This window comes from Streptomyces sp. NPDC050610 (assembly GCF_040654875.1).
GTDB lineage: Bacteria > Actinomycetota > Actinomycetes > Streptomycetales > Streptomycetaceae > Streptomyces.
Genome location: NZ_JBFAIV010000007.1, coordinates 122,911 through 145,030, shown reverse-complemented (window position 1 = coordinate 145,030; position 22,120 = coordinate 122,911). Strand labels below are relative to the sequence as shown.

At 74.3% G+C, this 22,120-nt stretch carries 16 protein-coding genes and 1 riboswitch; of the genes, 9 read left to right on the top strand and 7 right to left on the bottom strand.

Annotation, left to right across the window (positions count from 1 at the left end; all coding sequences use genetic code 11):
* Positions 1–139: 139 nt before the first annotated feature.
* Positions 140–276, bottom strand: a riboswitch (cobalamin riboswitch).
* A 520-nt stretch (positions 277–796) separates the two neighbouring features.
* From cobG to AB0I22_RS11440, 3 genes are all read left to right on the top strand, one after another.
* Positions 797–2,125, top strand: coding sequence for a precorrin-3B synthase (cobG, locus tag AB0I22_RS11450; protein WP_363130494.1), 1,329 nt, complete (start codon positions 797–799; stop codon positions 2,123–2,125).
* Positions 2,126–2,225: 100 nt separating this feature from the next.
* On the top strand, positions 2,226–2,873 hold the full coding sequence (locus AB0I22_RS11445; RefSeq protein WP_363130493.1) for a precorrin-8X methylmutase: 648 nt from the start codon (positions 2,226–2,228) through the stop codon (positions 2,871–2,873).
* Positions 2,870–4,369 (top strand): precorrin-2 C(20)-methyltransferase, encoded by a 1,500-nt coding sequence (locus AB0I22_RS11440; RefSeq protein WP_363130492.1) that lies wholly within the window; start codon positions 2,870–2,872, stop codon positions 4,367–4,369. Before AB0I22_RS11445 ends, AB0I22_RS11440 begins: the two co-directional genes overlap by 4 nt.
* 186 nt (positions 4,370–4,555) lie before the next feature.
* On the opposite strand, the gene AB0I22_RS11435 is transcribed toward AB0I22_RS11440, so the two are convergent.
* Positions 4,556–5,317 carry a cobalt-precorrin-6A reductase gene (locus tag AB0I22_RS11435; protein ID WP_363130491.1) on the bottom strand — a complete coding sequence of 254 codons (762 nt, stop codon included), beginning with the start codon at positions 5,315–5,317 and terminating at the stop codon, positions 4,556–4,558.
* Between the two features lie 74 nt (positions 5,318–5,391).
* Here AB0I22_RS11435 and AB0I22_RS11430 point away from each other — a divergent pair, with 74 nt between their 5' ends.
* Entirely contained in the window at positions 5,392–6,534 is a 1,143-nt protein-coding gene (locus tag AB0I22_RS11430; protein ID WP_363130645.1) for a cobalt-precorrin-5B (C(1))-methyltransferase, read from the top strand.
* A 27-nt stretch (positions 6,535–6,561) separates the two neighbouring features.
* On the opposite strand, the gene AB0I22_RS11425 is transcribed toward AB0I22_RS11430, so the two are convergent.
* Positions 6,562–7,674 carry an FAD-dependent monooxygenase gene (locus AB0I22_RS11425; protein WP_363130490.1) on the bottom strand — a complete coding sequence of 371 codons (1,113 nt, stop codon included), beginning with the start codon at positions 7,672–7,674 and terminating at the stop codon, positions 6,562–6,564.
* Between the two features lie 143 nt (positions 7,675–7,817).
* Here AB0I22_RS11425 and AB0I22_RS11420 point away from each other — a divergent pair, with 143 nt between their 5' ends.
* Positions 7,818–8,777 carry a TetR/AcrR family transcriptional regulator C-terminal domain-containing protein gene (locus AB0I22_RS11420; RefSeq protein ID WP_363130489.1) on the top strand — a complete coding sequence of 320 codons (960 nt, stop codon included), beginning with the start codon at positions 7,818–7,820 and terminating at the stop codon, positions 8,775–8,777.
* Positions 8,778–8,799: 22 nt separating this feature from the next.
* Here AB0I22_RS11420 and AB0I22_RS11415 read toward each other — a convergent pair whose 3' ends face one another.
* Positions 8,800–10,011: a cytochrome P450 gene (locus AB0I22_RS11415; protein WP_363130488.1), complete on the bottom strand. Its 1,212-nt coding sequence runs from the start codon at positions 10,009–10,011 to the stop codon at positions 8,800–8,802.
* Positions 10,012–10,149: 138 nt separating this feature from the next.
* On the opposite strand from AB0I22_RS11415, the gene AB0I22_RS11410 reads away from it, so the two are divergent.
* A complete protein-coding gene (locus tag AB0I22_RS11410) occupies positions 10,150–11,283 on the top strand; it encodes a TetR/AcrR family transcriptional regulator (RefSeq protein ID WP_363130487.1) in 1,134 nt (377 codons plus the stop codon).
* Between the two features lie 270 nt (positions 11,284–11,553).
* Here the strand turns inward: AB0I22_RS11410 and cobM are convergent, their stop codons facing one another.
* Positions 11,554–12,339, bottom strand: coding sequence for a precorrin-4 C(11)-methyltransferase (gene cobM, locus AB0I22_RS11405; protein ID WP_363130486.1), 786 nt, complete (start codon positions 12,337–12,339; stop codon positions 11,554–11,556).
* Complete coding sequence (gene cbiE, locus AB0I22_RS11400) at positions 12,336–13,706, bottom strand: precorrin-6y C5,15-methyltransferase (decarboxylating) subunit CbiE (protein ID WP_363130485.1); 1,371 nt, start codon at positions 13,704–13,706, stop codon at positions 12,336–12,338. The genes cobM and cbiE overlap by 4 nt, the downstream gene beginning before the upstream one ends.
* Before the next feature lie 446 nt (positions 13,707–14,152).
* Between cbiE and tsaD the strand changes: the two genes are divergently transcribed.
* Positions 14,153–15,268, top strand: a complete 1,116-nt coding sequence (gene tsaD, locus AB0I22_RS11395; protein ID WP_363130484.1) for a tRNA (adenosine(37)-N6)-threonylcarbamoyltransferase complex transferase subunit TsaD — start codon at positions 14,153–14,155, stop codon at positions 15,266–15,268.
* A gap of 29 nt (positions 15,269–15,297) precedes the next feature.
* Complete coding sequence (gene alaS, locus AB0I22_RS11390) at positions 15,298–17,952, top strand: alanine--tRNA ligase (protein WP_363130483.1); 2,655 nt, start codon at positions 15,298–15,300, stop codon at positions 17,950–17,952.
* A 342-nt stretch (positions 17,953–18,294) separates the two neighbouring features.
* Here alaS and AB0I22_RS11385 read toward each other — a convergent pair whose 3' ends face one another.
* Together AB0I22_RS11385 and AB0I22_RS11380 are read right to left on the bottom strand one after the other, a co-directional pair.
* A complete protein-coding gene (locus tag AB0I22_RS11385) occupies positions 18,295–19,404 on the bottom strand; it encodes an FAD-dependent monooxygenase (RefSeq protein ID WP_363130482.1) in 1,110 nt (369 codons plus the stop codon).
* Positions 19,405–19,711: 307 nt separating this feature from the next.
* Positions 19,712–20,113, bottom strand: a complete 402-nt coding sequence (locus AB0I22_RS11380) for a MerR family transcriptional regulator (RefSeq protein ID WP_363130481.1) — start codon at positions 20,111–20,113, stop codon at positions 19,712–19,714.
* 431 nt (positions 20,114–20,544) lie between these two features.
* Between AB0I22_RS11380 and AB0I22_RS11375 the strand changes: the two genes are divergently transcribed.
* Positions 20,545–22,044, top strand: coding sequence for a SulP family inorganic anion transporter (locus AB0I22_RS11375; RefSeq protein WP_363130480.1), 1,500 nt, complete (start codon positions 20,545–20,547; stop codon positions 22,042–22,044).
* The last annotated feature ends 76 nt before the right edge of the window (positions 22,045–22,120 follow it).

Here is a 22,120-nt window from a genome sequence, read left to right as displayed (position 1 = left end):
GGCCGGGTGGCCGAGGGGGCCCGGCGGCTGGGGGTACGGGAGCCCGCGGCAGAGCGGCGGGCGGACAGCGGGTCCGTCCGGGGCGCGCGGAGCCGGAACATGCGCATGCGTCGGCAAGCCTTCCTCGGGGTCCGCGCCCCGGGCGGTGGGAGGACGGCGGGAGTTCCTGACTCGCCCGGCATCGCTGCCTGGCTCACAGTGGCGGGACCGTGCCGGAGTCTCACCGGCTTCCTCCCCTGGCGCCGTCGCTGGCGTCCGGCGGATCGAAATGATCCACCGGTGAGAATAGTAAGCGCTATACGTTCCGAGCTGAGGGCCGGCGAGGCCGACCGGCCTCTCATGCCGGCCCACGGAGGACGCCTCCCAGCAGGAGCCGGGGAAACTTGAGGACACATGGCCGCCCGATCCAGCCCGCCCAGCGCTTGAGGACCGGGCCCGCGCCCCCATCCGGCCCGACGCCCGAGGACGCGCAGCGCCCCCAACCGGCCCGACACCCGAGGACGCACAGCGACCCCATCCGGCCCGACACCCGAGGACGCACAGCGACCCGATCCAGCCCGTCCGGCGCTTGAGGACAAGCCCCGCCCCCGTCCCGCCGGCGGCCGGGGGCGCACAGCAACCCCATCCAGCCCGTCCGGCGATTGAGGACAAGGCCCGCGTCCCATCTCGCCGACACCCGAGGACGCACAGCCACCCCATCCAGCCCGTCCGGCGATTGAGGACCAGGGTGCGGGGCGGCGCCCCGCGAGAAACACCGGCACCCACCCAAGTGGAACGTCTCGGTATGCTCGCAGCCATGCCTTTCGCCCCCGCTCCCACCCCGCCAGGGGCCCGGCCCACCGCCCGGCACGGCGACGACGCATGCCCCGGCGCGCTGCGCCTGCACCCCGCCGCGGACGGCGCCCTGGCCCGTATCCGCGTCCCCGCCGGACTCCTGACGACACGTCAGGCAACGGCACTGGCCCACCTGGCGGCGGAACTGGGCGACGGCTGTCTCGACCTCACCTCGCGCGGCAACATCCAGGTGCGCGGGCTCGCCCCCGACCGCGGGGCGGCGCTCGCGGTCCGGCTGCGCATGGCCGGTCTGCTCCCCTCCGACCGGCACGAGCGCGTACGCAACATCGCGGCATCCCCCCTCGCCGGACTCGACGGCGCCGGGCACGCGGACGTACAGGCCTGGGCCCGCGAGCTGGACGCGCTGCTGTGCGCGGACCCGGACACCGCCCGGCTCTCGGGCCGCTTCCTCTTCGGCCTCGACGACGGCCGCGGCGACGTGGCCGCCCTCGTCCCCGATGTGACATTGATCGCAGGTCAGGACGGTCGTACGGCGCTCGGCTACGGCACCGGAGGACCGGCCCTCGGCCTCGCCGCCGAAGACGCCCCCCGCGCCGCCGTGCTGGCGGCGCGTGAATTCCTGAGCGCACGCGACGGCAGCGGCGTTGACGCCTGGCGCGTGACCGACCTCCCCCAGGACCACCGCCCGCGCGCCGGCGCCTTGGCCGCGCGCCTCGCCGCCGAAGACATCGGCAGCACCCCGCTGCCCCGGACCTCACCATCGCTGGGCGCGCCGCCCGCCCCCGGCCTCGTCCCCGGCCCGCACGGCGCGTACGCCCTCTCGGTGGCGGCGCCGCTCGGGCGGATGACCGTCGCCCAGTGGGAGCTGCTCATCGAGGCGGCGGCCTGCGACGGAAGCGGCGAACTGCGTGTGACACCCTGGCGCGGCATCGTCCTCCCCGGCCTGCGGGCCGCCGCCGCCCCGGCGCGGCTGGCAGCGCTGGCGGACGCCGGTTTCGTCACCAGCGAGGCATCGCCCTGGCACGGAGCGGGAGCGTGCGCGGGCCGGCCCGGCTGCGCGAAGTCCCTCGCGGACGTGCGTACCGACGCGGCGGCGGCGCTCTCCGGGCGGAGCGGCGGCGGGCTCCCGGTCTACTGGTCCGGCTGCGAGCGGCGCTGCGGCCACCCCGGCGGCGGCTGGGTCGACGTCCTGGCGACGGGCGACGGCTACCGCGTCACCGTACGGCCGGTGCCCGACGGCGCTGACGGCTCCGGCGGGCCGGCCGGGCCCGAGGTCGTCGCGCCGGGGCGGGAGCTGGCCGACGCGGTGGCGGCGGCGCGCACCGCGTAGCGTGCGTGCCCGACCGATGTGACCGGTGGACGACACCCCCTGAAACGACGGCCGGCCACGGCCCGGCACCATCCAGCCAGACCCAGTCAGTGATCCCAGCATGCGAGGAACAGTGTTCGACTACGAGAAGGACGGGGCGGCCATCTACCGCCAGTCCTTTGCCACCATCCGCGCGGAGGCGGACCTCGGCGGGCTGCCGCCCGACGTCGCCCAGGTCGCGGTGCGGATGATCCACGCCTGCGGGATGACCGATCTCGTCCGCGACCTCGCCTACTCCCCCGGCGTCGTCGCCCGCGCCCGCGAGGCGCTGCGCGCCGGGGCGCCCATCCTGTGCGACGCCAACATGGTCGCCAGCGGCGTCACCCGCAAGCGGCTGCCCGCGGACAACGACGTGATCTGCACCCTCGCCGACCCGTCCGTGCCGGACCTGGCGAAGCGGCTGGGCACCACGCGCAGCGCCGCCGCGCTGGAGCTGTGGCGCGACCGGCTCGACGGCGCGGTGGTGGCGGTCGGGAACGCGCCGACGGCGCTGTTCCGGCTGCTGGAGATGGTGAGCGAAGGAGGGGCGGGGGCGCCGCGCCCGGCGGCCGTCATCGGCATACCGGTCGGTTTCATCGGCGCCGCCGAGTCCAAGGACGCGTTGGCCGGCCACCCGGCGGGCCTCGAACACCTGGTGGTGCGCGGGCGGCGCGGCGGCAGCGCCATGGCGGCGGCCGCGATCAACGCGATAGCGAGCGAGGAAGAGTGAGCGAGCAGCAGACCACCGGCCGGCTCTACGGGGTCGGGCTCGGCCCCGGCGACCCGTCGCTGATGACCGTACGGGCCGTCGAGGTCATCGGCGCGGCCGACGTCGTCGCGTACCACAGCGCCCGGCACGGCCGCTCCATCGCGCGCTCCATCGCCGAACGGCATCTGCGCGCCGACCACATCGAGGAGCCGCTGGTCTACCCGGTCACCACGGAGCGGACCGACCACCCGGGCGGCTACCGGGGCGCGCTGGAGGAGTTCTACGAGCAGTCGGCGGCCCGGCTGGCGGCGCACCTGGACGCGGGGCGCACCGTCGCCGTGCTCGCCGAGGGCGACCCGCTCTTCTACGGCTCGTACATGCACATGCACAAGCGGCTCGCCGACCGCTACCCGACCGAGGTCGTCCCCGGCGTCACCTCGGTCAGCGCGGCCGCGGCCCGGCTCGGCGAGCCGCTGGTGGAGGGCGAGGAGGTGCTGACCATCCTGCCGGGCACGCTGCCCGAGGAGGAGCTGGCGGCGCGCCTCGCCTCGACGGACTCCGCGGTGGTGATGAAGCTCGGACGGACGTTCCCCGCCGTGCGGGGCGCGCTGGAGCGCTCGGGCCGGCTCGCGGAGGCGCGGTACGTGGAGCGGGCGACGATGAGCGGGGAGCGTACGGGCCGGCTGGCGGACGTGGACCCGGCGTCGGTGCCGTACTTCGCGGTGGCCGTGCTGCCCAGCAGGATCGACGCCGCGCCCGTCGCGCACGAGGGCGAGGTCGTGGTCGTGGGCCTCGGCCCGGCCGGGCCGCTGTGGCTGACGCCGGAGGCCCGCGGGGAACTGGCCGCCGCCGACGACCTGGTCGGCTACACCACGTACCTCGACCGGGTGCCCGTACGGTCGGGTCAGCGGCGGCACCCCTCGGACAACAAGGTGGAGTCCGAGCGCGCCGAGTTCGCCCTCGACCTCGCCCGGCAGGGGCGGCGGGTGGCCGTCGTCTCCTCCGGTGACCCGGGCGTCTTCGCGATGGCGACGGCGGTGCTGGAGGTCGCCTCCGAGGGCCCGTACCGGGACGTGCCGGTGCGGGTGCTGCCGGGGATGACGGCGGCGCACGCGGCGGCCTCGCGCGCGGGCGCGCCGCTGGGCCACGACTACGCGGTGGTCTCCCTCTCCGACCGGCTCAAGCCGTGGGAGGTCATCGCGGAGCGGCTGCACGCGGCGGCCTCGGCCGATCTGGTGCTCGCCCTGTACAACCCCGGTTCGCGCAGCCGCCTCTGGCAGGTCGGCAAGGCCCGCGAACTCCTGCTGGAGCACCGGTCCCCGGACACCCCGGTGGTGCTGGGCCGCGACGTGGGCGGCCCGGAGGAGAGCGTGCGGATCGTGCGCCTCGCCGATCTGGAACCGGCCGAGGTCGACATGCGCACGATCCTGCTCGTCGGTTCCTCCCAGACGCGGACGGTGCGGCGGGGCGACGGCCGGCAGATCGTGTGGACGCCCAGGCGGTATCCGGAGGGGTGAGACCGGTCGCGCGGGGGTGGCGATCGGTCCCGTACGTCCGTGAGGGCCGTACGGGCGTGGCCGACGTCCGAGGGCCAGGGCTACGGACCGAGGCCAGAGCTACGGGCCGGGGTCGGGGCTGCGGACCGGGGCCAGAGCTACGGGCCGGGGCCAAGGCTACGATCCGGGGTCGGGGCTACGATCCCGTCACCCGAGCACCCCGCGCACCCACTCCACCGCCTCCCCCACCGTCCCCACGGCGGGCAAACCGTCCGGCACGGGCGGCCTGCGCACCACGACCACCGGCACCTCCGCATCGCGCGCGGCGACGAGCTTCGCGGCGGTGGCCGACGCGCCGCTGTCCTTCGTGACGAGGACGTCGACGCGGTGGCGGCGCAGCAGCTCGGCCTCGCCCTCGACGGTGAACGGGCCGCGGTCGAGCAGTACCTCGGTGTGGGGCGGCATCGGCGGCTCGGGGGCGTCGACGGACCGTACGAGGAACCACAGCCGGGTGAGGTGGGCGAAGGCCCCGAGCCCCATCCGGCCCGTGGTGAGGAAGACCCGCTCACCGAGCGCGGGCAGCAGGTCCGCGGCCTCTGCCAGGGACCCGGCGGAGTGCCAGTCATCGCCCTGACCAGCGACCCAGCCGGGCCGGCGGAGCGCGAGCAGGGGAACATGGACCTCGGCGGCCGCCTGTGCCGCGTTGAAACTGATCGTGCCGGCGAAAGGATGGGTGGCGTCGATGACCGCGTCCGCCTGCTGCTCGCGCAGCCACCGGGCCAGTCCGTCGGGCCCCCCGAACCCGCCGATCCGCACCTGCCCGGCGGGCAGCCGCGGCTGGGCGACGCGGCCCGCGAGGGAGCTGGTGACGCGCAGCGCGGGGTCGGCGGCGAGTTCGGCGGCGAGCCGGCGGCCCTCGGCGGTGCCGCCGAGGATCAGTACGTGGCGTGGCGTGGGCGGCGTGATCATGAGGTCCCCTTCTGGTCGTGCCTGCCGCGCCCGGCGGCTGCCGGGCCGCGCCGGTGGCGGGGCCGGAGCACGCCGTGGCTGAGGCGAAGGCGAACGTTACCGGCGGGCGCGGCGCGCAGTTGCAGCACACCGGGCTGCGGTCCGGCTGGACGACGGGGGCGTGTGCGACGGCCGGGGCCACGGCCGCGTACACGGCGTTGCTGACCGGCGAGTTCCCGGACCCCGTGACGATCACGCTGCCGAAGGGGCAGACGCCCGCGTTCGCGCTGGCCGCCGAGGAGCTGGGCGACGGGCGCGCGATGGCGGGGATCGTCAAGGACGCCGGGGACGACCCGGACGTCACGCACGGCGCACTGGTCCGCGCGACGGTGCGGGCCCTGCCGCCGGGCTCGGGGGTCGTCTTCCGGGCGGGCCCGGGCGTGGGCACGGTCACCCGGCCGGGGCTGCCGCTGGAGGTGGGCGAGCCGGCGGTCAACCCGGTGCCCCGGCAGCTGATGCGGGAGCACGTCGCGGCGGTCGCGGCCCGGTACGGCGGCAGCGGCGACGTGGAGATCGAGCTGTCCGTGGACCACGGCGAGGAGATCGCCCGTTCCACGTGGAACGGGCGCCTGGGCATCCTCGGCGGCCTGTCCATCCTGGGCACGACGGGCATCGTGGTGCCGTACTCCTGCTCGGCGTGGATCGACTCCATCCGGCGCGGCGTGGACGTGGCGCGCGCGGCGGGCCGTACGCACGTCGCGGGCTGCACGGGCTCGACGTCCGAGAAGGTCGCGGTGGCCGTGCACGGGCTGCCCGAGGACGCGCTGCTGGACATGGGCGACTTCGCGGGCGCGGTGCTGAAGTACGTGCGCCGCCACCCGGTGGACCGGCTGACCATCGCGGGCGGCTTCGCCAAGCTCTCGAAGCTCGCCGCGGGCCACTTGGACCTGCACTCGTCCCGTTCCCAGGTGGACAAGTCCTTCTTGGCGGAGCTCGCCCGCGGCGGCGGCGCGGACGAGGAACTGGCCGCTTCGGTGGCCTCCGCCAACACCGGTCTGGAGGCGATGCAGCTGTGCGCGGCGCGCGGCGTGCCGCTGGGCGATCTGGTCGCGCGGACCGCCCGCGACGAGGCGCTCGGCGTGCTGCGCGGCGCGCCCGTGGCGGTCGACGTCATCTGCATCGACCGCGCGGGCACGATCGTGGGGCAGGCCGGGGCGCGGGGGCCGCGCGAGGGGTGACCACGAGCTGGAGTCGGGGCCGCGAGGTCAGGCGTCGAGGGAGAACGCGTTCTTGGCGCGTTCCGCCGATTCCTCGGCAGGCGGCCCGTCGGGGTTCTCGGTGGCGAGCGCCTGGTTGAGCTCGACGTACGGGCGCAGCCGCTCCTCGTAGCGGGCGAACGCGGCGGCGTGGTCGCCGTCGGCCCGGCCGAGTTCGTCGGCCAGCGCGTAGGCGCCGACGAGGGCCAGGCTGCTGCCCTGCCCGGAGAGGGGCGACGGGCAGTATCCGGCGTCCCCGACCAGCGCGGCCCGGCCCTTCGTCCAGTGGTCCATGCGGGTCTGGGCCATCGCGTCGAAGTAGAAGTTCGGGGCGTCCCACATCGCCTTGAGCAGCCTCGGGGCGTCCCCGCCCAGGTGTGACATCCGCTCGGCGACGAGCGCCTTCTGTGCTTCCGTGTCGCGGTAGTCGTAGTCGACGGGCTCCGGCGCCATGAAGCCGAGCGTGACCCGCATCTCGGAGTTGTCGCGCGCCGGGTAGAGGCAGTAGGTGGCGGTGCCGTCCGTGAGCCAGGTCTGCCAGTTGTCGAGTTCCAGGAAGTTCTCGGTGGCGAAGACGGCCACGTGGGGGCCGAGGTGGTGGACGAAGTCCCGCTCCGGGCCGAAGGCCAGGCGGCGCACCGCGGAGTGCAGGCCGTCGGCTCCCACGACCAGGTCGAAGCTGCGGCGCGGGCCGTGCTCGAAGGTGGCGTGGACGCCGTACGCGTCCTCGTCGAGGGCCGTGATGTGGTCGCCGAAGAGGTACTCGACGCCGTCCCGCGCCTGCCCGTACAGGAGTTGGGTGAGATCGTCGCGGAGCAGTTCGATGTCGTCGCTGTCCAGTCGGCCGCTGCTGAGCGCCATCTCCGTGGAGCTCCACTGTTCGTTGCCGTCGCCGTCGAGCATCGTCATGCCGCGCATCCGGGTGCGCAGGGCCCGCGCTTCGGGCAGGATGCCCATCCTTTCGAGGACGCCGAGCGCGACGCCGCGCACGTCGAGCGCCTGGCCGCCCGGGCGCAGGGCGGGGGCGCGTTCGACGACGGTGGGGGCGTAGCCGTGGCGGCGCAGCCAGTGGGCGAGGGTGAGTCCGGCGACGCTGGCGCCGGATATGAGCACGGTCTTCACATGAACCCCTTCGTACGGTGTACGCACCTGAATTTACGCCGTACGCACAGCCTCGGCAAGTGCGCTGAGGCTGCGTGAATCGGAGCGTACAGCTCCGCGTTCTGCTAATTTCTGTACTAGGACAGGTAGGAAGGGAGCACGCCATGGTCGTGTCCAGGAAAGACGTCCCGCCGTATCTGCGCATCGTCGCCGAGCTGCGTCGGCGCATCGCCGAGGGCGAACTGGCCCCGGGCGACCGGGTGCCGTCGACGCGACAGATCGCCCGCGAGTGGAACGTCGCGCTGGCCACCGCCACGAAGGCGCTGACGACCCTGGGACAGGAGGGGCTGGTGCGGCCCCAAGCGCGCGTCGGCACAGTGGTCGCCCCGGCGGGCCGCCGCGCGGACCCGGACCATCCGTCCCGCGCGGCGGCCGGTTCCGGGCACGAGCTGACCCGCGAGCGCATCGTGCGCACCGCCATGAAGATCGCCGACGCGGAGGGGCTCGCCGCCCTGACCATGCGGGGCGTCGCCGCACGCCTTGGTACGGCCGCCATGTCGCCGTACCGCTACGTGAACAGCCGGGACGACCTCGTATTGCTGATGACCGACTCCGCTCACGGCGAGCTGGTCTATCCCGCCGAGGTCCCCGCCCACTGGCGGGCGCGGCTGGAGGCGGGGGCCCGGGCGCTGTGGACGCTGCACCGCGCGCACCCCTGGCTGGCGCAGACCGGCCCGCTCACCCGCCCTCAGGTGTCGCCCAACCTGATCGCCTATTCCGAGTGGGTCCTGAGCGCTCTGGACGGCCTCGGCCTGACGCCGACCGCCATGTACGACGTGAACGTCCTCCTCTACAGCCATGTGCAGGGCGTCGCCGTCCACTTGGAGCGCGAGGCCCAGGCCGCGAGCGCCACGGGCCTGACGGACGAGCAGTGGCTGGACACCCAGGCGCCCGCCCTCGCGTCGGTGCTCGCGTCCGGTGACTACCCCACGTTCAGCCGGGTCATGGGGGACCTCGACGAGAACGGCTACGACCTGCACCTGGACAAGCTGTTCGACCTCGGCCTCACGTCGATGCTCGACGGTCTGACGTCGCTCGTCGAGGGCGGCGGCGCCGGCGGCTGAGAGGGCTTCTACGGGCAGCGGGTCAGAGCGTCACACGCAGCTCGGCCAGCCGCCAGGTGCCCGGGTCCACGGCGCGCTGAGCGGCCGACGGTCCGGCCAGGGCGAGGTTCGGGAACCGGCGCAGCAGGGCGGTCAGGGCCACTTCGGTCTGTACGCGCGCCAGGGACGCGCCGAGGCAGAAGTGCGGCCCGTGGGCGAAGCCCAGGTGGCCCGCGGGGCCGGCGGGGCGGGCGAGGTCGAGCCGGTCGGGGTCGGCGAAGGCGCGCGGGTCGCGGTTGACGGCGGCGATGACGGCGGTGACCGGCTCGCCCTTGCCCACCGGCGTGCCGAACAGGTCGACGTCCTCGCGCGGGTAACGGGGAATCGACAGCAGCGTCGGGCCGCACCAGCGCGTCAGCTCTTCGACGGCGCGCGGCATGAGCGCGGGGTCGGCGCGGACGGCGGCGAGCTGTTCGGGGTGGGCGAGCAGGACGGCCACGGCGTTGGCGATGAGGTTGGCGGGCGTCTGCCCCGCGAGGACCAAGTGCCAGACCATGGTGACGAGTTCGGTCTCGCTGAGCCGGTCGCCGTCCTCGGCCTGGGCGCGGATGAGGTCCGAGAGCAGATCGTCGCCGGGATCGGCGCGGCGGCGCGCTATCGCCGCCTTGGCCCCTTCCATGATGCCGGGCACGGCCTCGCCGAAGCCCTGGCCCGAGCCCGCCGCGATGGTGGCGCCGTAGGCGCGCCAGCGCGGCCGGTCGGGTCCGGGGATGCCGACGGATTCGCAGATGACGTCGATCGGGAGCGGCCGGGTGAAGTGCCGCAGCAGGTCTACGGAGCCGTTCTCGGCGTGCTCGGGCAGGCTGTCGAGCAGCCGCTCGACGATCGGCTCGATCCGCGGCCGGAACTCGGCGGCGCGGCGCACGGTGAACGCGGGCGAGACCAGCCGGCGCTGCCGGGAGTGTTCCGGGCCGTCCAGCTCGGACATGGTCCGCATGTAGGCGAGGCAGTGTTCGGGGACGTCGGGCCGCAGGAAACTGCGGGCGTTGATCTCGAAGCGGGGGTCGGCCAGTAGCGCTTTGGCGGCCTCGTACCGGGTGACGGCCCACATCGTCCCGATGCCGGGGGCTCGCAGCCGCGCCAGCGGGGAGCGCTCGCGGGCCCGTCCGTAGGCGGTGAAGGGGTCGCGCAGCACTTCGGGGTCGGTGAGGTCGATCTCGGGGATGCCGCTGGTGTCCTGGTCGGCGACCGTCATGAGCCCTCCCGGGCGTTCGGAGTCAGATTCCAGATGGCGAAACCACATGCTCTCGTCATCTGAATGGTGACGGTATCTTGCACGAGGACGCGAAGCAACGGCGATGGATGGACGCCGGGCGAGGAGGATGAGCACACGATGGTTCGGCTGAGCAGAGCACAGCTCCAGGAGCAGAACCGCGCCAAGGTGCTGGCCGCCGCCGGGGAGGAGTTCACGGAGCGCGGTTTCCGCGATGCCAAGATCGACTCGATCGCCGAGCGCGCCGGCCTCACCCGAGGCGCGGTGTACTCCAACTTCCCCGGCAAGCGGGCCCTGTACTTCTCCGTACTGGCCGCTCTCGCCGACGCCGCGCCCGCACCGCCGCACCCGGAGCCGGGCCGCACCGCCCGCACGGCGCTGGGCGCGTTCGCGCGCGCTTGGCTGGCCCCGCTCCCCCTGGCGGCCGACGAGCGGGACGGGGCGGCCCGAATCGGCCTGGACCTGATGCCGACAGTCCTCGCGGACGAGCGGATTCAACTGCCGTTCGCGCAGCTCATGAAGGTCGACGCGATCCTGCTCGGCCTGGCCCTGGAGCAGGTTCGCCCGTCAGCCGGCCGGCAGGTCCGCCTGGCGGAGAGCGTGCTCACGACGCTGCACGGCGCGAGCCGGCTGGCCGCCGCCGCTCCCGGCTTCGTCGACCCCTTCAACGTCGTCGGCGCCTGCGAGCACCTGGCCGCCCTCGACCTCGCCGACGCCTGGCCGCCGCCCCACCTCCCCTACGCCCCGCAGGCCCGCCCCGCCGACGCGCCCTGGTCCCCGCCGCCCGCGGTGGACGCGCTGCGCGGCGAGCCGGTGGACCTCTCGGGCGACGGCGTGGTGGCGGTGCTCGGACTGCACCGCCTCGAAGCCGCCGAGGAGGCCGTACGGGCCGCACGCCCGGGCGACCAGGTCACCGCCGTCCTGGTCACGGGCGACCCCGACGAACTGGGCCCGCTCGCCCGGCTGACCGTCACCGAGTTCGCCCGCGGCCTGCGCCGGGCCTTCCCGGAGTCGGCGTGGCCGCGCCTGCGGCTCGTACACGACGAGCGGGGCGTCCTCGCCGCGGCGGCCGGTGTGCCCGCCGTCAGCGACGGAACCGAGGCCGCCGTCCGCGTCGAGGCGGGCCGCGTCACCGCCCGCGCCGACGGCCGCGGCGCTTGCCACGCGGCGGCTTCGGCGGGTGCGGGACGGCCGCAGGGCGGCGGTTCGCCGGACACCGGGTCCCGGACGCCGCCGAACGGGCGTCACAGGTAGTGCCTGGCCGAAGGCCCGAGGCCAGGCAGACCGTGGCAGGTTAGCCGCCGCGGCTCAACGGGCCGGAGCGCCCCGTCAGCGTCAGCGCCCTCGCAGCGGAGCTGCGGGCGTGCGGTCATCGCGGCAACGTGGCGAAGCCGCACCGGCGGCCGGGCCCCAGAGCGGCGCGCCGTACGCACCGACGGCCGCCCGCTCCCCCACGCGCCGCAGGCCGCAGCCGGGCCGCCGTTCAGGACAGGAGGCGAACCGCCGCCGCGAACGTGTGTGGCCTCAGCCCGCTGTCCCACGCGACGTGGTCGCCTCGCAAGACCCGTGCGGCCGGTCCCGGTCCGCCGAGTACAAGTGGCTGTCGCGGAACTGCTCGGCGCCCAGGGAGCGGCCGACCAGGATGACGGCGGTGCGGACCACGCCCGCGGCCTTCACCTGGTCCGCGATGTCGGCGAGGGTGCCGCGCAGGACGAGTTCGTCGGGGCGGCTGGCCATGGCGACGACGGCGGCCGGGCAGTCGGCGCCGTAGTGCGGCAGCAGCTGGTCCACGATGCGGTCGACGTAGCGGGCCCCGAGGTGCAGGACGAGGAGGGCGCGGCTGCGGCCGAGGGTGGCGAGGTCCTCGCCGTCCGGCATGGGGGTGGCCTGCTGGGCGATGCGGGTGAGGACGACGGTCTGGCCGACGGTCGGCACGGTCAGCTCGCGGTTCAGCGCGGCGGCGGCCGCGGCGAAGGCGGGGACGCCGGGCACCACCTCGTACGGCACCCCGGCCGCGTCCAGGCGCCGCATCTGCTCGGCGACGGCGCTGAAGACCGAGGGGTCGCCGGAGTGCAGCCGCGCCACGTCCTCGCCCGCCTCGTGCGCCCGTACGAGCTGCTCGACGATCTGGTCGAGGTTGAGCTGCGCGGTGTCGATGAGCCGGGCGTCGGAGGGGCAGTCGGCGAGCAGTTCGCGGGGGACGAGGCTGCCCGCGTACAGGCAGACCCGGCAGCGGGCCAGAGTCCGCGCCCCGCGGACCGTGATCAGGTCGGCGGCGCCGGGGCCGGCGCCGATGAAGTACACGGTCATCGTTCTTCTCCTCGATCGGCACTATCGGCACTATCGGCACTGGCGATCTCGACATCGGCACTCTCGACGTCGGCGCGATCGGCGTCGGCGCTCCCGACAGCCGGGGCGGCCGGCCCGGGCTTGACCGCCGCCCACTGTGTGACGGGCATTGCCTGCCGCCACCCCGTAAACCCGCCCACCGGCACGGCGTGCGCGACGGCGATACGGACCAGCTCGCCGCCGAGGCGCCGGTGCCGGTCAGCGAGCAGCGCCTCGGACTCCAGGGTGACCGTGTTGGCGACGATCCGGCCGCCGGGCCGCAGCGCGTCCCAGCACGCGTCGAGCACGCCCGGCGCGGTCAGACCGCCGCCGATGAACACGGCGTCGGGCGTGGGCAGTTCGGCGAGCGAGTCCGGGGCGGGGCCGGTGACGACGCGCAGACCGGGCACGCCGAGCGCGCTCGCGTTGCGTTCGATGCGCCGGGCCCGTACCGGGTCCCGCTCGATGCTGACGGCCCGACAGCTCCGGTGCGCGCGCATCCACTCGATGCCGATGGAGCCGGCTCCGCCGCCGACGTCCCACAGCAGTTCGCCGGGCGCGGGGGCCAACGCGGCGAAGGTCGCGGCCCGTACATGACGCTTCGTCAACTGGCCGTCGTGCTCGTACGAATGATCCGGCAGGCCCGGGGTGAGCGCGAGCCGCACCGCGTCCCCGGACGCGCGGCAGTCCACCGCGACGACGTTGAGCGCGTCGCCCGGCGGGTGCGGCCAGTCCTCCGCGACGCCCTCGGCGATGTGTTCGTCCGCGCCGCCGAGCCGCGCCAGTACGCGCAGCCGGCTCGGCCCGAAGCCCCGCTCGCACAGCAGGGCCGCGACCTCGGCGGGCGTGTCGGCCCCGGCACTGAGCACGAGCAGCCGGCGGCCCGCGTACGCCGCCGCCGAGAGCGTCGCGGCGGGCCGCCCGACCAAGCTGATCACCTCGGTCTCCTCCACCGCCCAGCCGAGCCGGGCGCACGCGTACGAGATGGAGGACGGGTGCGGCAGCACTCGCAGCCGTTCGGGGCCGAGCACCTCGGTCAGGGTGCGGCCGATGCCGAAGAACATGGGGTCGCCGCTGGCCAGGACGGAGACGCGCCGCCCGGCGAAGCGCTCGATGAGTCCGGGGACAGCAGGCCGCAGCGGCGAGGGCCAGGCCACCCGCTCCCCCGCGCACTCGCCGGGTGGCAGGAGGCCGAGCTGGCGGGGGCCGCCGATGAGCACATCGGCGGCGCGCAGGGTTTCCTGGGAGGCTGGGGCGAGGCCCGGCCAGCCGTCGGCGCCGATGCCCACGACCGTCACGGGTGCCGCGCCGGGTGTCGTCTCGGGCGGCGGTGGCGGAACGGGGGTCACGGGGGCGTACCTCGGATATCGGCGGAAGGTCCGGATCGGACGGACGGCGGGATGACGGACGGCGAGCGGCGAGATGGTGAGCGGTGGAATGACGGGCAGCGGAATGACGGGCGGCGACGAGATGGTTCGGAACTACGGAATCAGCGCGACGGAATCAGATGGAATCAGAACAGCGGAAGACAAGGGAAGAGGAAGGGAAAGAGGACGGGGAACGGGTTGGCGGCGGCTGGACGGCTCGGGGTGACGGCGGGTCCCGGCACTGCGCAGGGTGCGGCAGTGAACACGGACAGGTATGAGAACGGGCAGGTCAGAGCATGTGCCGCGACAGACGGCACGAGCGGCAACGGAACTCTACTGACCTGCGGCGTGCTGGTCGCGGCCGGGACCGGCCGGAGTTCCGGTTGCGTACAATTCGCAGGTACAGATCAATGGCAGGAGGCAGTGGCGTGAGCCGTTCACCGGTGGTGCTGGGAATCGAGTCGTCCTGCGACGAGACCGGAGCCGGTCTGGTCCAGGACGGTGTGCTGCTGGGCCACGCCGTCGCGTCCAGTATGGACGAGCACGCGCGGTTCGGCGGCGTCGTCCCGGAGATCGCGGCGCGCGCCCATGTGCACGCGGCCGCTCCGGTCGTACGGGCCGCCCTCGCCGACGCGGGGCTGAAGATGGCCGACATCGACGCCGTGGCCGTCACCACCGGCCCCGGCCTGTCCGGCGCACTCCAGGTCGGCGTCGCCGCCGCCAAGGGCTTCGCCTACTCGCTGGGGGTCCCGCTGTACGGCGTGCACCACCTCGCGGGCCATGTGGCGGCCGACACCCTGGAGCACGGCCCACTGCCCGACCCGTGCATGGTGCTGATCGTCTCCGGCGGCCACACCTCGCTGCTGCTCGTACGGGACCTGGCCCGCGATCCGATCGTCCACCTCGGCGACACGCTCGACGACGCGGCCGGCGAGTGCTTCGACAAGGTCGCGCGCGTCTTCGGGCTGCCCTATCCGGGCGGGCCGGCCGTCGACCGGGCGGCCCGTACGGGCGACCCGCGCGCCGTCGCCTTCCCCCGCCCGCTGACCGGGCCGCGCGACGACAAGTACGCCTTCTCCTTCTCCGGCCTCAAGACCGCGGCGGCCCGCTGGGCGGAGCAGCACCGGGCGAGCGGACAGCCGCTGCCCGTCGAGGACGGCGCTGCCTCCCTCCAGGAGGCGGTCGCGGACGTGCTCACCAAGAAGGCCGTCGCCGCCTGCCGGGACCACGGCGTGGACACCCTCGTGGTGGTCGGCGGCGTGGCCGCCAACTCGCGCGTGCGGGAACTGGCCCAGCAGCGGTGCGAGGCCGCCGGGATCACCCTGCGGGTGCCGCCGCTGCGGCTGTGCACCGACAACGGCGCGATGATCGCGGCGGTCGGCGACCTGCTGGTGCGCGCGGGGGCCGAGCCCGCGCCGCTCGACGTGTCCATCGACCCGTCGGCGCCGCTGGAGTACGCGGCGCTGCACCCCGTGAGCAGCACGGCCAAGACCGCCAAGGCGGCGAAGGCGGCGCGCGCCGCCCGTTCGACCAGCGTCGCCTGACCACCCTCCCGAGCCCCTCGGAGCCCGACTTGCGTACCGCCGACATCCGCAGCCGCTTCCTCGACTTCTTCGCCGAGCGGGGCCACACCGTGGTCCCGAGCGCGCCGCTGCCCACCCCGGACCCGACGCTGCTGTTCGTCAACGCGGGGATGGTCCCCTTCAAGCCGTATCTGGCGGGCGAGGCGCAGTCGCCGTGGCCGCGGGCGACGAGCGTGCAGAAGTGCGTGCGGACCCTGGACATCGAGGAGGTGGGCCGCACCACCCGGCACGGCTCCTTCTTCCAGATGAACGGGAACTTCTCGTTCGGCGACTACTTCAAGGAAGAGGCCATCGGCTTCGCGTGGGCGCTGTCCACCACGCCGGCGGCGCAAGGGGGTTACGGGCTCGACCCGGACCGCATCTGGGCGACCGTGCACCACTCCGACGCGGAGGCCGCCGATATCTGGCGGCGCGTCGCGGGGCTGCCGCCGGAGCGGATCGTCGAGCGCGGCGACGAGGACAACTTCTGGTCCATGGGCGTGCCGGGCCCATGCGGCCCCTGCTCGGAGATGTACTACGACCGCGGCCCGGAGCTGGGGCGCGCGGGCGGGCCGGCCGTGGACGAGGACCGGTACATGGAGTTCTGGAACCTCGTCTTCATGCAGTACGAGCGCGGCGAGGGCGCCGGCAAGTCCGGCTACCCGATCCTCGGCGAGCTCCCCCGCCGCAACATCGACACCGGCATGGGCCTGGAGCGGATGGCGATGCTGCTGCAGGGCGTCGACAACCTGTACGAGATCGACGAGACCCGCCCCGTGCTGGACCGCGCGGCCGAACTCACCGCCTCCCGCTACGGCGCCGACGCGCAGGCGGACGTACGGCTGCGGGTCGTCGCCGACCATGTGCGCACCGCCCTGATGCTGCTCGGCGACGGCACGGCCCCCGGCAACGAGGGGCGCGGCTACGTGCTGCGGCGCATCCTGCGCCGGGCCGTGCGCTCGGTTCGGCTGCTGGGCTACCAGGACCCGGCGCTGCCGGAGCTGCTGCCGGTGGCCCGCGACTGCATGGCGCCCAGCTATCCGGAGGTCGCCGAGCAGTTCGACCGCATCGCGCAGCAGGCGTACGCGGAGGAGGACGCGTTCCGTTCGACGCTGCGTCAGGGCACGACGGTGCTGGACACGGCGGTCGCCAAGGTCAAGGAGTCGGGCGGCCGTTCGCTGCCGGGCGCGCAGGCGTTCCTGCTGCACGACACCTACGGCTTCCCCGTCGAGCTGACGCTGGAGATGGCCGAGGAGCAGGGCGTCGAGGTGGACCGCGAGGGGTTCACGGCGCTGATGACCGAGCAGCGCGAACGCGCCCGGGCCGACGCGCGGGCCCGCAAGTCCGGTGTCAGCGCGGACACTTCGGCCTTCCGTACCGTTCTCGACGCGAACGGCCCCACCGACTGGCGCGCCTGGGAGTCCCTTCAGACGGACTCCCGCGTGCTGGCCGTACTGGGCGCGGACGGCCCGCTGCCGGTCGTACGCACCGGCGAGATCGCGACCGTGGTGCTGGACCGCACCCCGTTCTACGCCGAGTCGGGCGGCCAGGAGAGCGACGCGGGGCTGCTGACCGGGGCGTCGGTCGAGGCCGAGGTGCTGGACGTGCAGCGCCCTCTGCCAGGGCTGGTGGCCCATCAGGTCCGGGTCACGGCAGGCGAGTTGGCGACCGGTGACGCGGTACGGGCCGCCGTCGACCCGGAGTGGCGGCTCGGCGCCCGGCAGGCGCACTCGGGTACGCACGTGCTGCACGCGGCGCTGCGCCAGGTGCTCGGCCCGACCGCGCTGCAGGCCGGTTCGTACAACCGGCCCGGATCGCTGCGGCTGGACTTCCCCTGGCGCGGCGCGCTCGGCCCGAGCGCCCGCAGCGAGGTGGAGGAGGCCGCGAACCGCGCGCTGCGCCGCGATCTGCCGGTCGACGTGAAGTGGATGACCCTGCCCGAGGCGAAGGAGCTGGGGGCGCTCGCGCTCTTCGGCGAGACGTACGGGGAGCGGGTGCGGGTCGTCGAGATCGGCGGCGCGTGGTCGCGCGAACTGTGCGGCGGCACCCACGTCGAGCACGCCTCCCAGGTCGGGCTGATCGCGCTGACCGGCGAGTCCTCGGTCGGCGCGGGAATGCGCCGCCTGGAGGCCGCCGTCGGCGTCGAGGGCTTCGGCTACCTCGCCCGGGAACGCGACCTGGTGGCCCGGCTCGCCGAGCAGCTCCAGGCCCCGCGCGCCCAGTTGCCCGACCGGGTGGCGTCGCTGCTGGAGCGGCTGAAGGCCGCGGACCAGCGCGCCGACGAACTGCACCGCCGGGCCGCCCTGGGCCGGGCCGCCGAGCTGGCCGCCGCGGCGCGGGACGTCCACGGCACGCTCATGGTCACCGCGACCACGGACGGCGACGGCGGCGACGCGCGCACCCTCGCCCAGGCCGTACGCGACCGGCTGCCCGCCGAGCGCCCCGGCGTGGCGGCCGTCGGCGCGACGGCCGGCGGCAAGGCCGTCGTGGTCGTCGCCGTGAACGCCGCCGGCCGCACCGCCGGCCTGTCCGCCGCCACCCTCGTCAAGGGCCTCCTGGACGGCCGGGGCGGCGGCAACGACGAGACCGCCCAGGGCGGCGGCCTCCCCTCGGACCGCCTGGGCAGCGCCCTGGACGGTCTGCCGGGACTGCTCGCCGGCCGCTGAGCCGGAGACGGGCCCGCGCGCGGACCGCCCCGCGCCTCGAAAGGGGCGCGGGGAGACGCGTGCCCGGCCACCGGAATCCGCGGTCAGGCGGTGCTACCGGCAGGCCGCGGTGTCGGAGGGCAGCTCGCCGAAACGGCCGCGGTAGTCACCGGCGAAGCGGCCCAGGCAGGAGACGACCCTTGGACGAGTGTTCAGCTCGGCCAAGCTCCTGGCTCAACCCGGCTCGTCCCGGTCGGGGGCCTGGCTCGGTCCGGTCGGGCTTCTGACCGGTTGAATCGGCTCGGTCCGGCGGACGCCCGGTTCGGCCCGGCCGGGCGGTCCGTCGTACGGACAGCCGGCCGGCTACACGGGCTCCGCCATGAGGCGGTGGCAGGCGCCGGCCAGCGGATACGCCTCCTCATGACGCTGCTCCCGCTCCAGGCCGGCGATGGCCACCGAGGTCTCCACCAGCGTTCGGCACCGCTGCGCCCGTCGGCTCACGAACGCCTTGAGCCCCGCGCCGACCGACTCGTGCCGCTCCAACTCCCGCGCCAGCACGAGGCCGTCCTCGATGGCCAGGGCCGCGCCGCTGGCCATCTGCGGCGCGGGTGCGTGGGCGGCGTCGCCGATGACCACGCCGCTGCCGCGATTCCAGTCGCCCTGAAGGAAGTTCGTCAGCACCGGGCGGCGTACGACCGACTCGGACTCGGACACCAGCGGGGCGAGCGCCGCGCCCCGGCCAGGGAAGGGCTCCAGCAATCGCCGCAGGCGCGGGGCGAGTTCGGCGTCCGGGAGTACGTTCCGCTCCGCCCTGTTCTCCGTCAGGAAGACGTACGCCCGGCTGTCCGAGATGGGGACGAGTCCCGCCGTATTGTCCTTTCCGGCGAACTGGTGGATGCCCGTGCCCCACGACGGGCGCCGCACCAGCGCCCGCCACACCATCTGCCCGTGATAGTCGGGCGAGGCCCGCAGGCCCAGCAGCCCCCGTACGTCGGAACGGACCCCGTCCGCTCCGACGACGAGCGCGGCCTGTCGCCCGGTCCCGTCCGACAGGCGCGCGCGGACCAGCTCCGTTTCCTGGTCGATGGAGGTGACGGTCAGTCCGTGGCGCACCACCACGCCGCACCGCTCGGCTTCCGTGTACAGGATGCGGTGCAGTACGGGCCGGGCGATGCCGGCCATCGCCGGCCGCCGCGCGCCGATCAGACGCGGCAACTCGGTCTGGTCCGCGTGTTCGCCGCGCACATCCACATGTGTGATCACGCTCATGCCGTGGCCCTCGGCCAGGCACGCGTCCGCGAGCCCCAACTCGGCCAGCGCGCGCAGCGAAGGCCCGGTCAGACACAGCCCCCAGCCGGCGGTCGCTCCGGACGCGCCGACCTCGGCGACCTCGACCCGCCATCCCGCGCGTGCGAGGGCCGTGGCCGCCGTCAGGCCGGCGACGCCCGCGCCGACGATCAAGGCCGTTCGCACACCGCGACAACCGCTGTCCATGTACGCCTCCAGAGCACTTGTTTCTCCGGCACCGCAAGATCCGCAGGCTCTCCGCCTGGTCCGGATCGGGCGGCGACCATCCGCTGTCGGAGATCAATCCTCGGATCGATACAGGTCTCTGTCAGGAGAACGGCGGGACTCGTGATCAGCGCGCGGACGGAGTCGGCCGGGATGACGGGGTGACGGGGTGGCGGGAGCTTCGGCGCCACACCCCGCGAGGGGCGCGGGGAACCGCGCGACCAGCCGGCGGCCCGCGGTCAGTCGGCCGCGCATACCGCGGGAGCGCTCAGCCCGACACTCGCGCGAGCCGTTCGCGCAGCGTGGCCGCGAACTCCTCGGCCCGCGCCAACTGCGTACGGAGCTTGGTGACGCGCTCGGCGGCGGCCTCTTCGAAGCCGCCCACCCGCTCCAGGAGCGACGCCCGCTCGTCCTCGGTCAGTTCCTCGCCGGAGTCGAGACGGTCGGTGGCCGACAGCAGGTCGCGCATCTCCTCCAGGGTGAAGCCGAGCGGCTTCATCCGGCGGATGACCATCAGGCGGGCCACGTCGGCGTCGGTGTAGAGGCGGAAGCCACCCTGGGAGCGGGCCGAGGGGACGACCAGGCCGCTCTCCTCGTAGTGCCGGATGGTACGGAGGGACAGCTCGGTCCGCTCGGCGACCTCGCCGATCTGCATGTGCTTGCCGTCCACGCCGTGCTCCTGGCCTTCTCGTTCCGGTGCCGTCACGGCCGTATGCCCCCGCACCGATCTCTACCCTAACGTTAGGGTAGAGTTGCCGGGTGCCGGCTGCCGAGAGTCGCCGTCGACGACGGCACTGGTACCCCTGACGCAGACCGACGCCCGCGGGAGAGTGTGACGCGCATGTCCATGATGCACGGGAGCCCCGCCTGCCCGCCGTGAGGCCCCGCCTCTGACACCGACTGGCCCGCGCCCGACGCCGGTCTCCCCCGCCCTTCCCGGCCGTGTCCCGACGTCGCCCCCTGCCATCCGGCATCCTTCCGGCCGTCCGCACCGCTACCGCTCCCCACTGCTCCGACTTCCCCCCGGCCGTCCCGACCGCTTCGGCCCGCCGAAGGCCGGCTCGCGGCGGCGGAACGGGCCCGAGTACGACAGGTTGCCCCTTGCCTCCTTCCGTCCCGTCCCCGACCGCGTGGCTGCGCGGCGCCCGTACGTACCGGCTGTCGCCGAAGGCCCTCCGCACCGAGGTGCTGGCCGGCCTGGTGGTGGCGCTGGCGCTGATCCCCGAGGCGATCTCCTTCTCGGTCATCGCGGGGGTCGATCCGAGCATCGGCCTGTTCGCCTCGTTCACCATGGCCGTCACCATCTCCGTCGTCGGCGGCCGGCCGGCGATGATCTCCGCCGCGACCGGCGCCGTCGCCCTCGTCATCGCCCCGGTCAACCGTGAGCACGGGTTCGGCTTTCTGATCGCGACCGTGATCCTCGCCGGTCTGCTCCAGATCGTCCTCGGCGCGCTCGGCGTCGCCAAGCTGATGCGGTTCGTGCCCCGCCCGGTGATGGTCGGCTTCGTCAACGCGCTGGCCGTGCTGATCTTCCTGGCCCAGGTGCCGGAGCTGCGGGACGTGCCGTGGCCGGTCTATCCGCTGGTGGTCGGCGGGCTGGCCCTGATGGTGTTCTTCCCCAGGATCACCAAGGTGGTCCCGGCCCCGCTGGTCTCCATCGCCGTCCTCACCGCCATCACAGTGGCCGCGGGGATCGCCGTGCCCACGGTCGGCGACAAGGGCTCGCTGCCCACCTCGCTGCCGGTGCCCGGCCTGCCCGACGTGCCCTTCACCCTCGACACGTTGGCGACGATCGCCCCCTACGCCCTGGCCATGGCGCTGGTGGGGCTGATGGAGTCGCTGATGACGGCCAAGCTGGTCGACGACATCACCGACACCCGTTCCGACAAGACCCGCGAGTCCGTCGGCCAGGGCATCGCCAACATCGTCACGGGTTTCTTCGGCGGCATGGGCGGCTGCGCCATGATCGGCCAGACGATGATCAACGTACGGGTCTCCGGCGCCCGTACCCGCCTGTCCACGTTCCTCGCCGGGGCGTTCCTGATGGTCCTGTGCATCGTGTTCGGCCCGGTCGTCTCCGACATCCCGATGGCCGCGCTGGTGGCCGTCATGGTCATGGTGTCGGTCGCCACCTTCGACTGGCACTCCATCGCGCCCAGCACCCTCAAGCGGCTGCCCGTCGGCGAGATCGCCGTCATGGTCGTGACGGTCGGCTGCGTGGTCGCCACGCACAACCTCGCGATCGGCGTCGTCGTGGGCACGCTCACCGCCATGGCGGTCTTCGCCAAGCGCGTCGCCCACTCGACCGCCGTCACCTCGGTCGCCGACCCGGACGGCGGGCGGGTCGTGTACGCGGTGACCGGCGAACTCTTCTTCGCCTCGGCCAACGACGTGGTCGACCGGTTCGACTACGCGGGCGACCCTGACTCGGTCGTGATCGACCTGACGAGCGCTCACATCTGGGACGCGTCCTCCGTGTCCGCGCTGGACGCCGTCGCCGCCAAGTACGCGCAGCGCGGCAAGAGCGTCGAGTTCACCGGCCTGAACGAGGCCAGCGCCCGTATCCACGAACGGCTCAGCGGCGAACTCACCAGTCACTGACCGGCGCCGCACGACCGAAGGCCGCCCCGACGTCTCCGAAGGGGCGGCCCTGTCGCAGCCGCCCCGATCTCGTCGA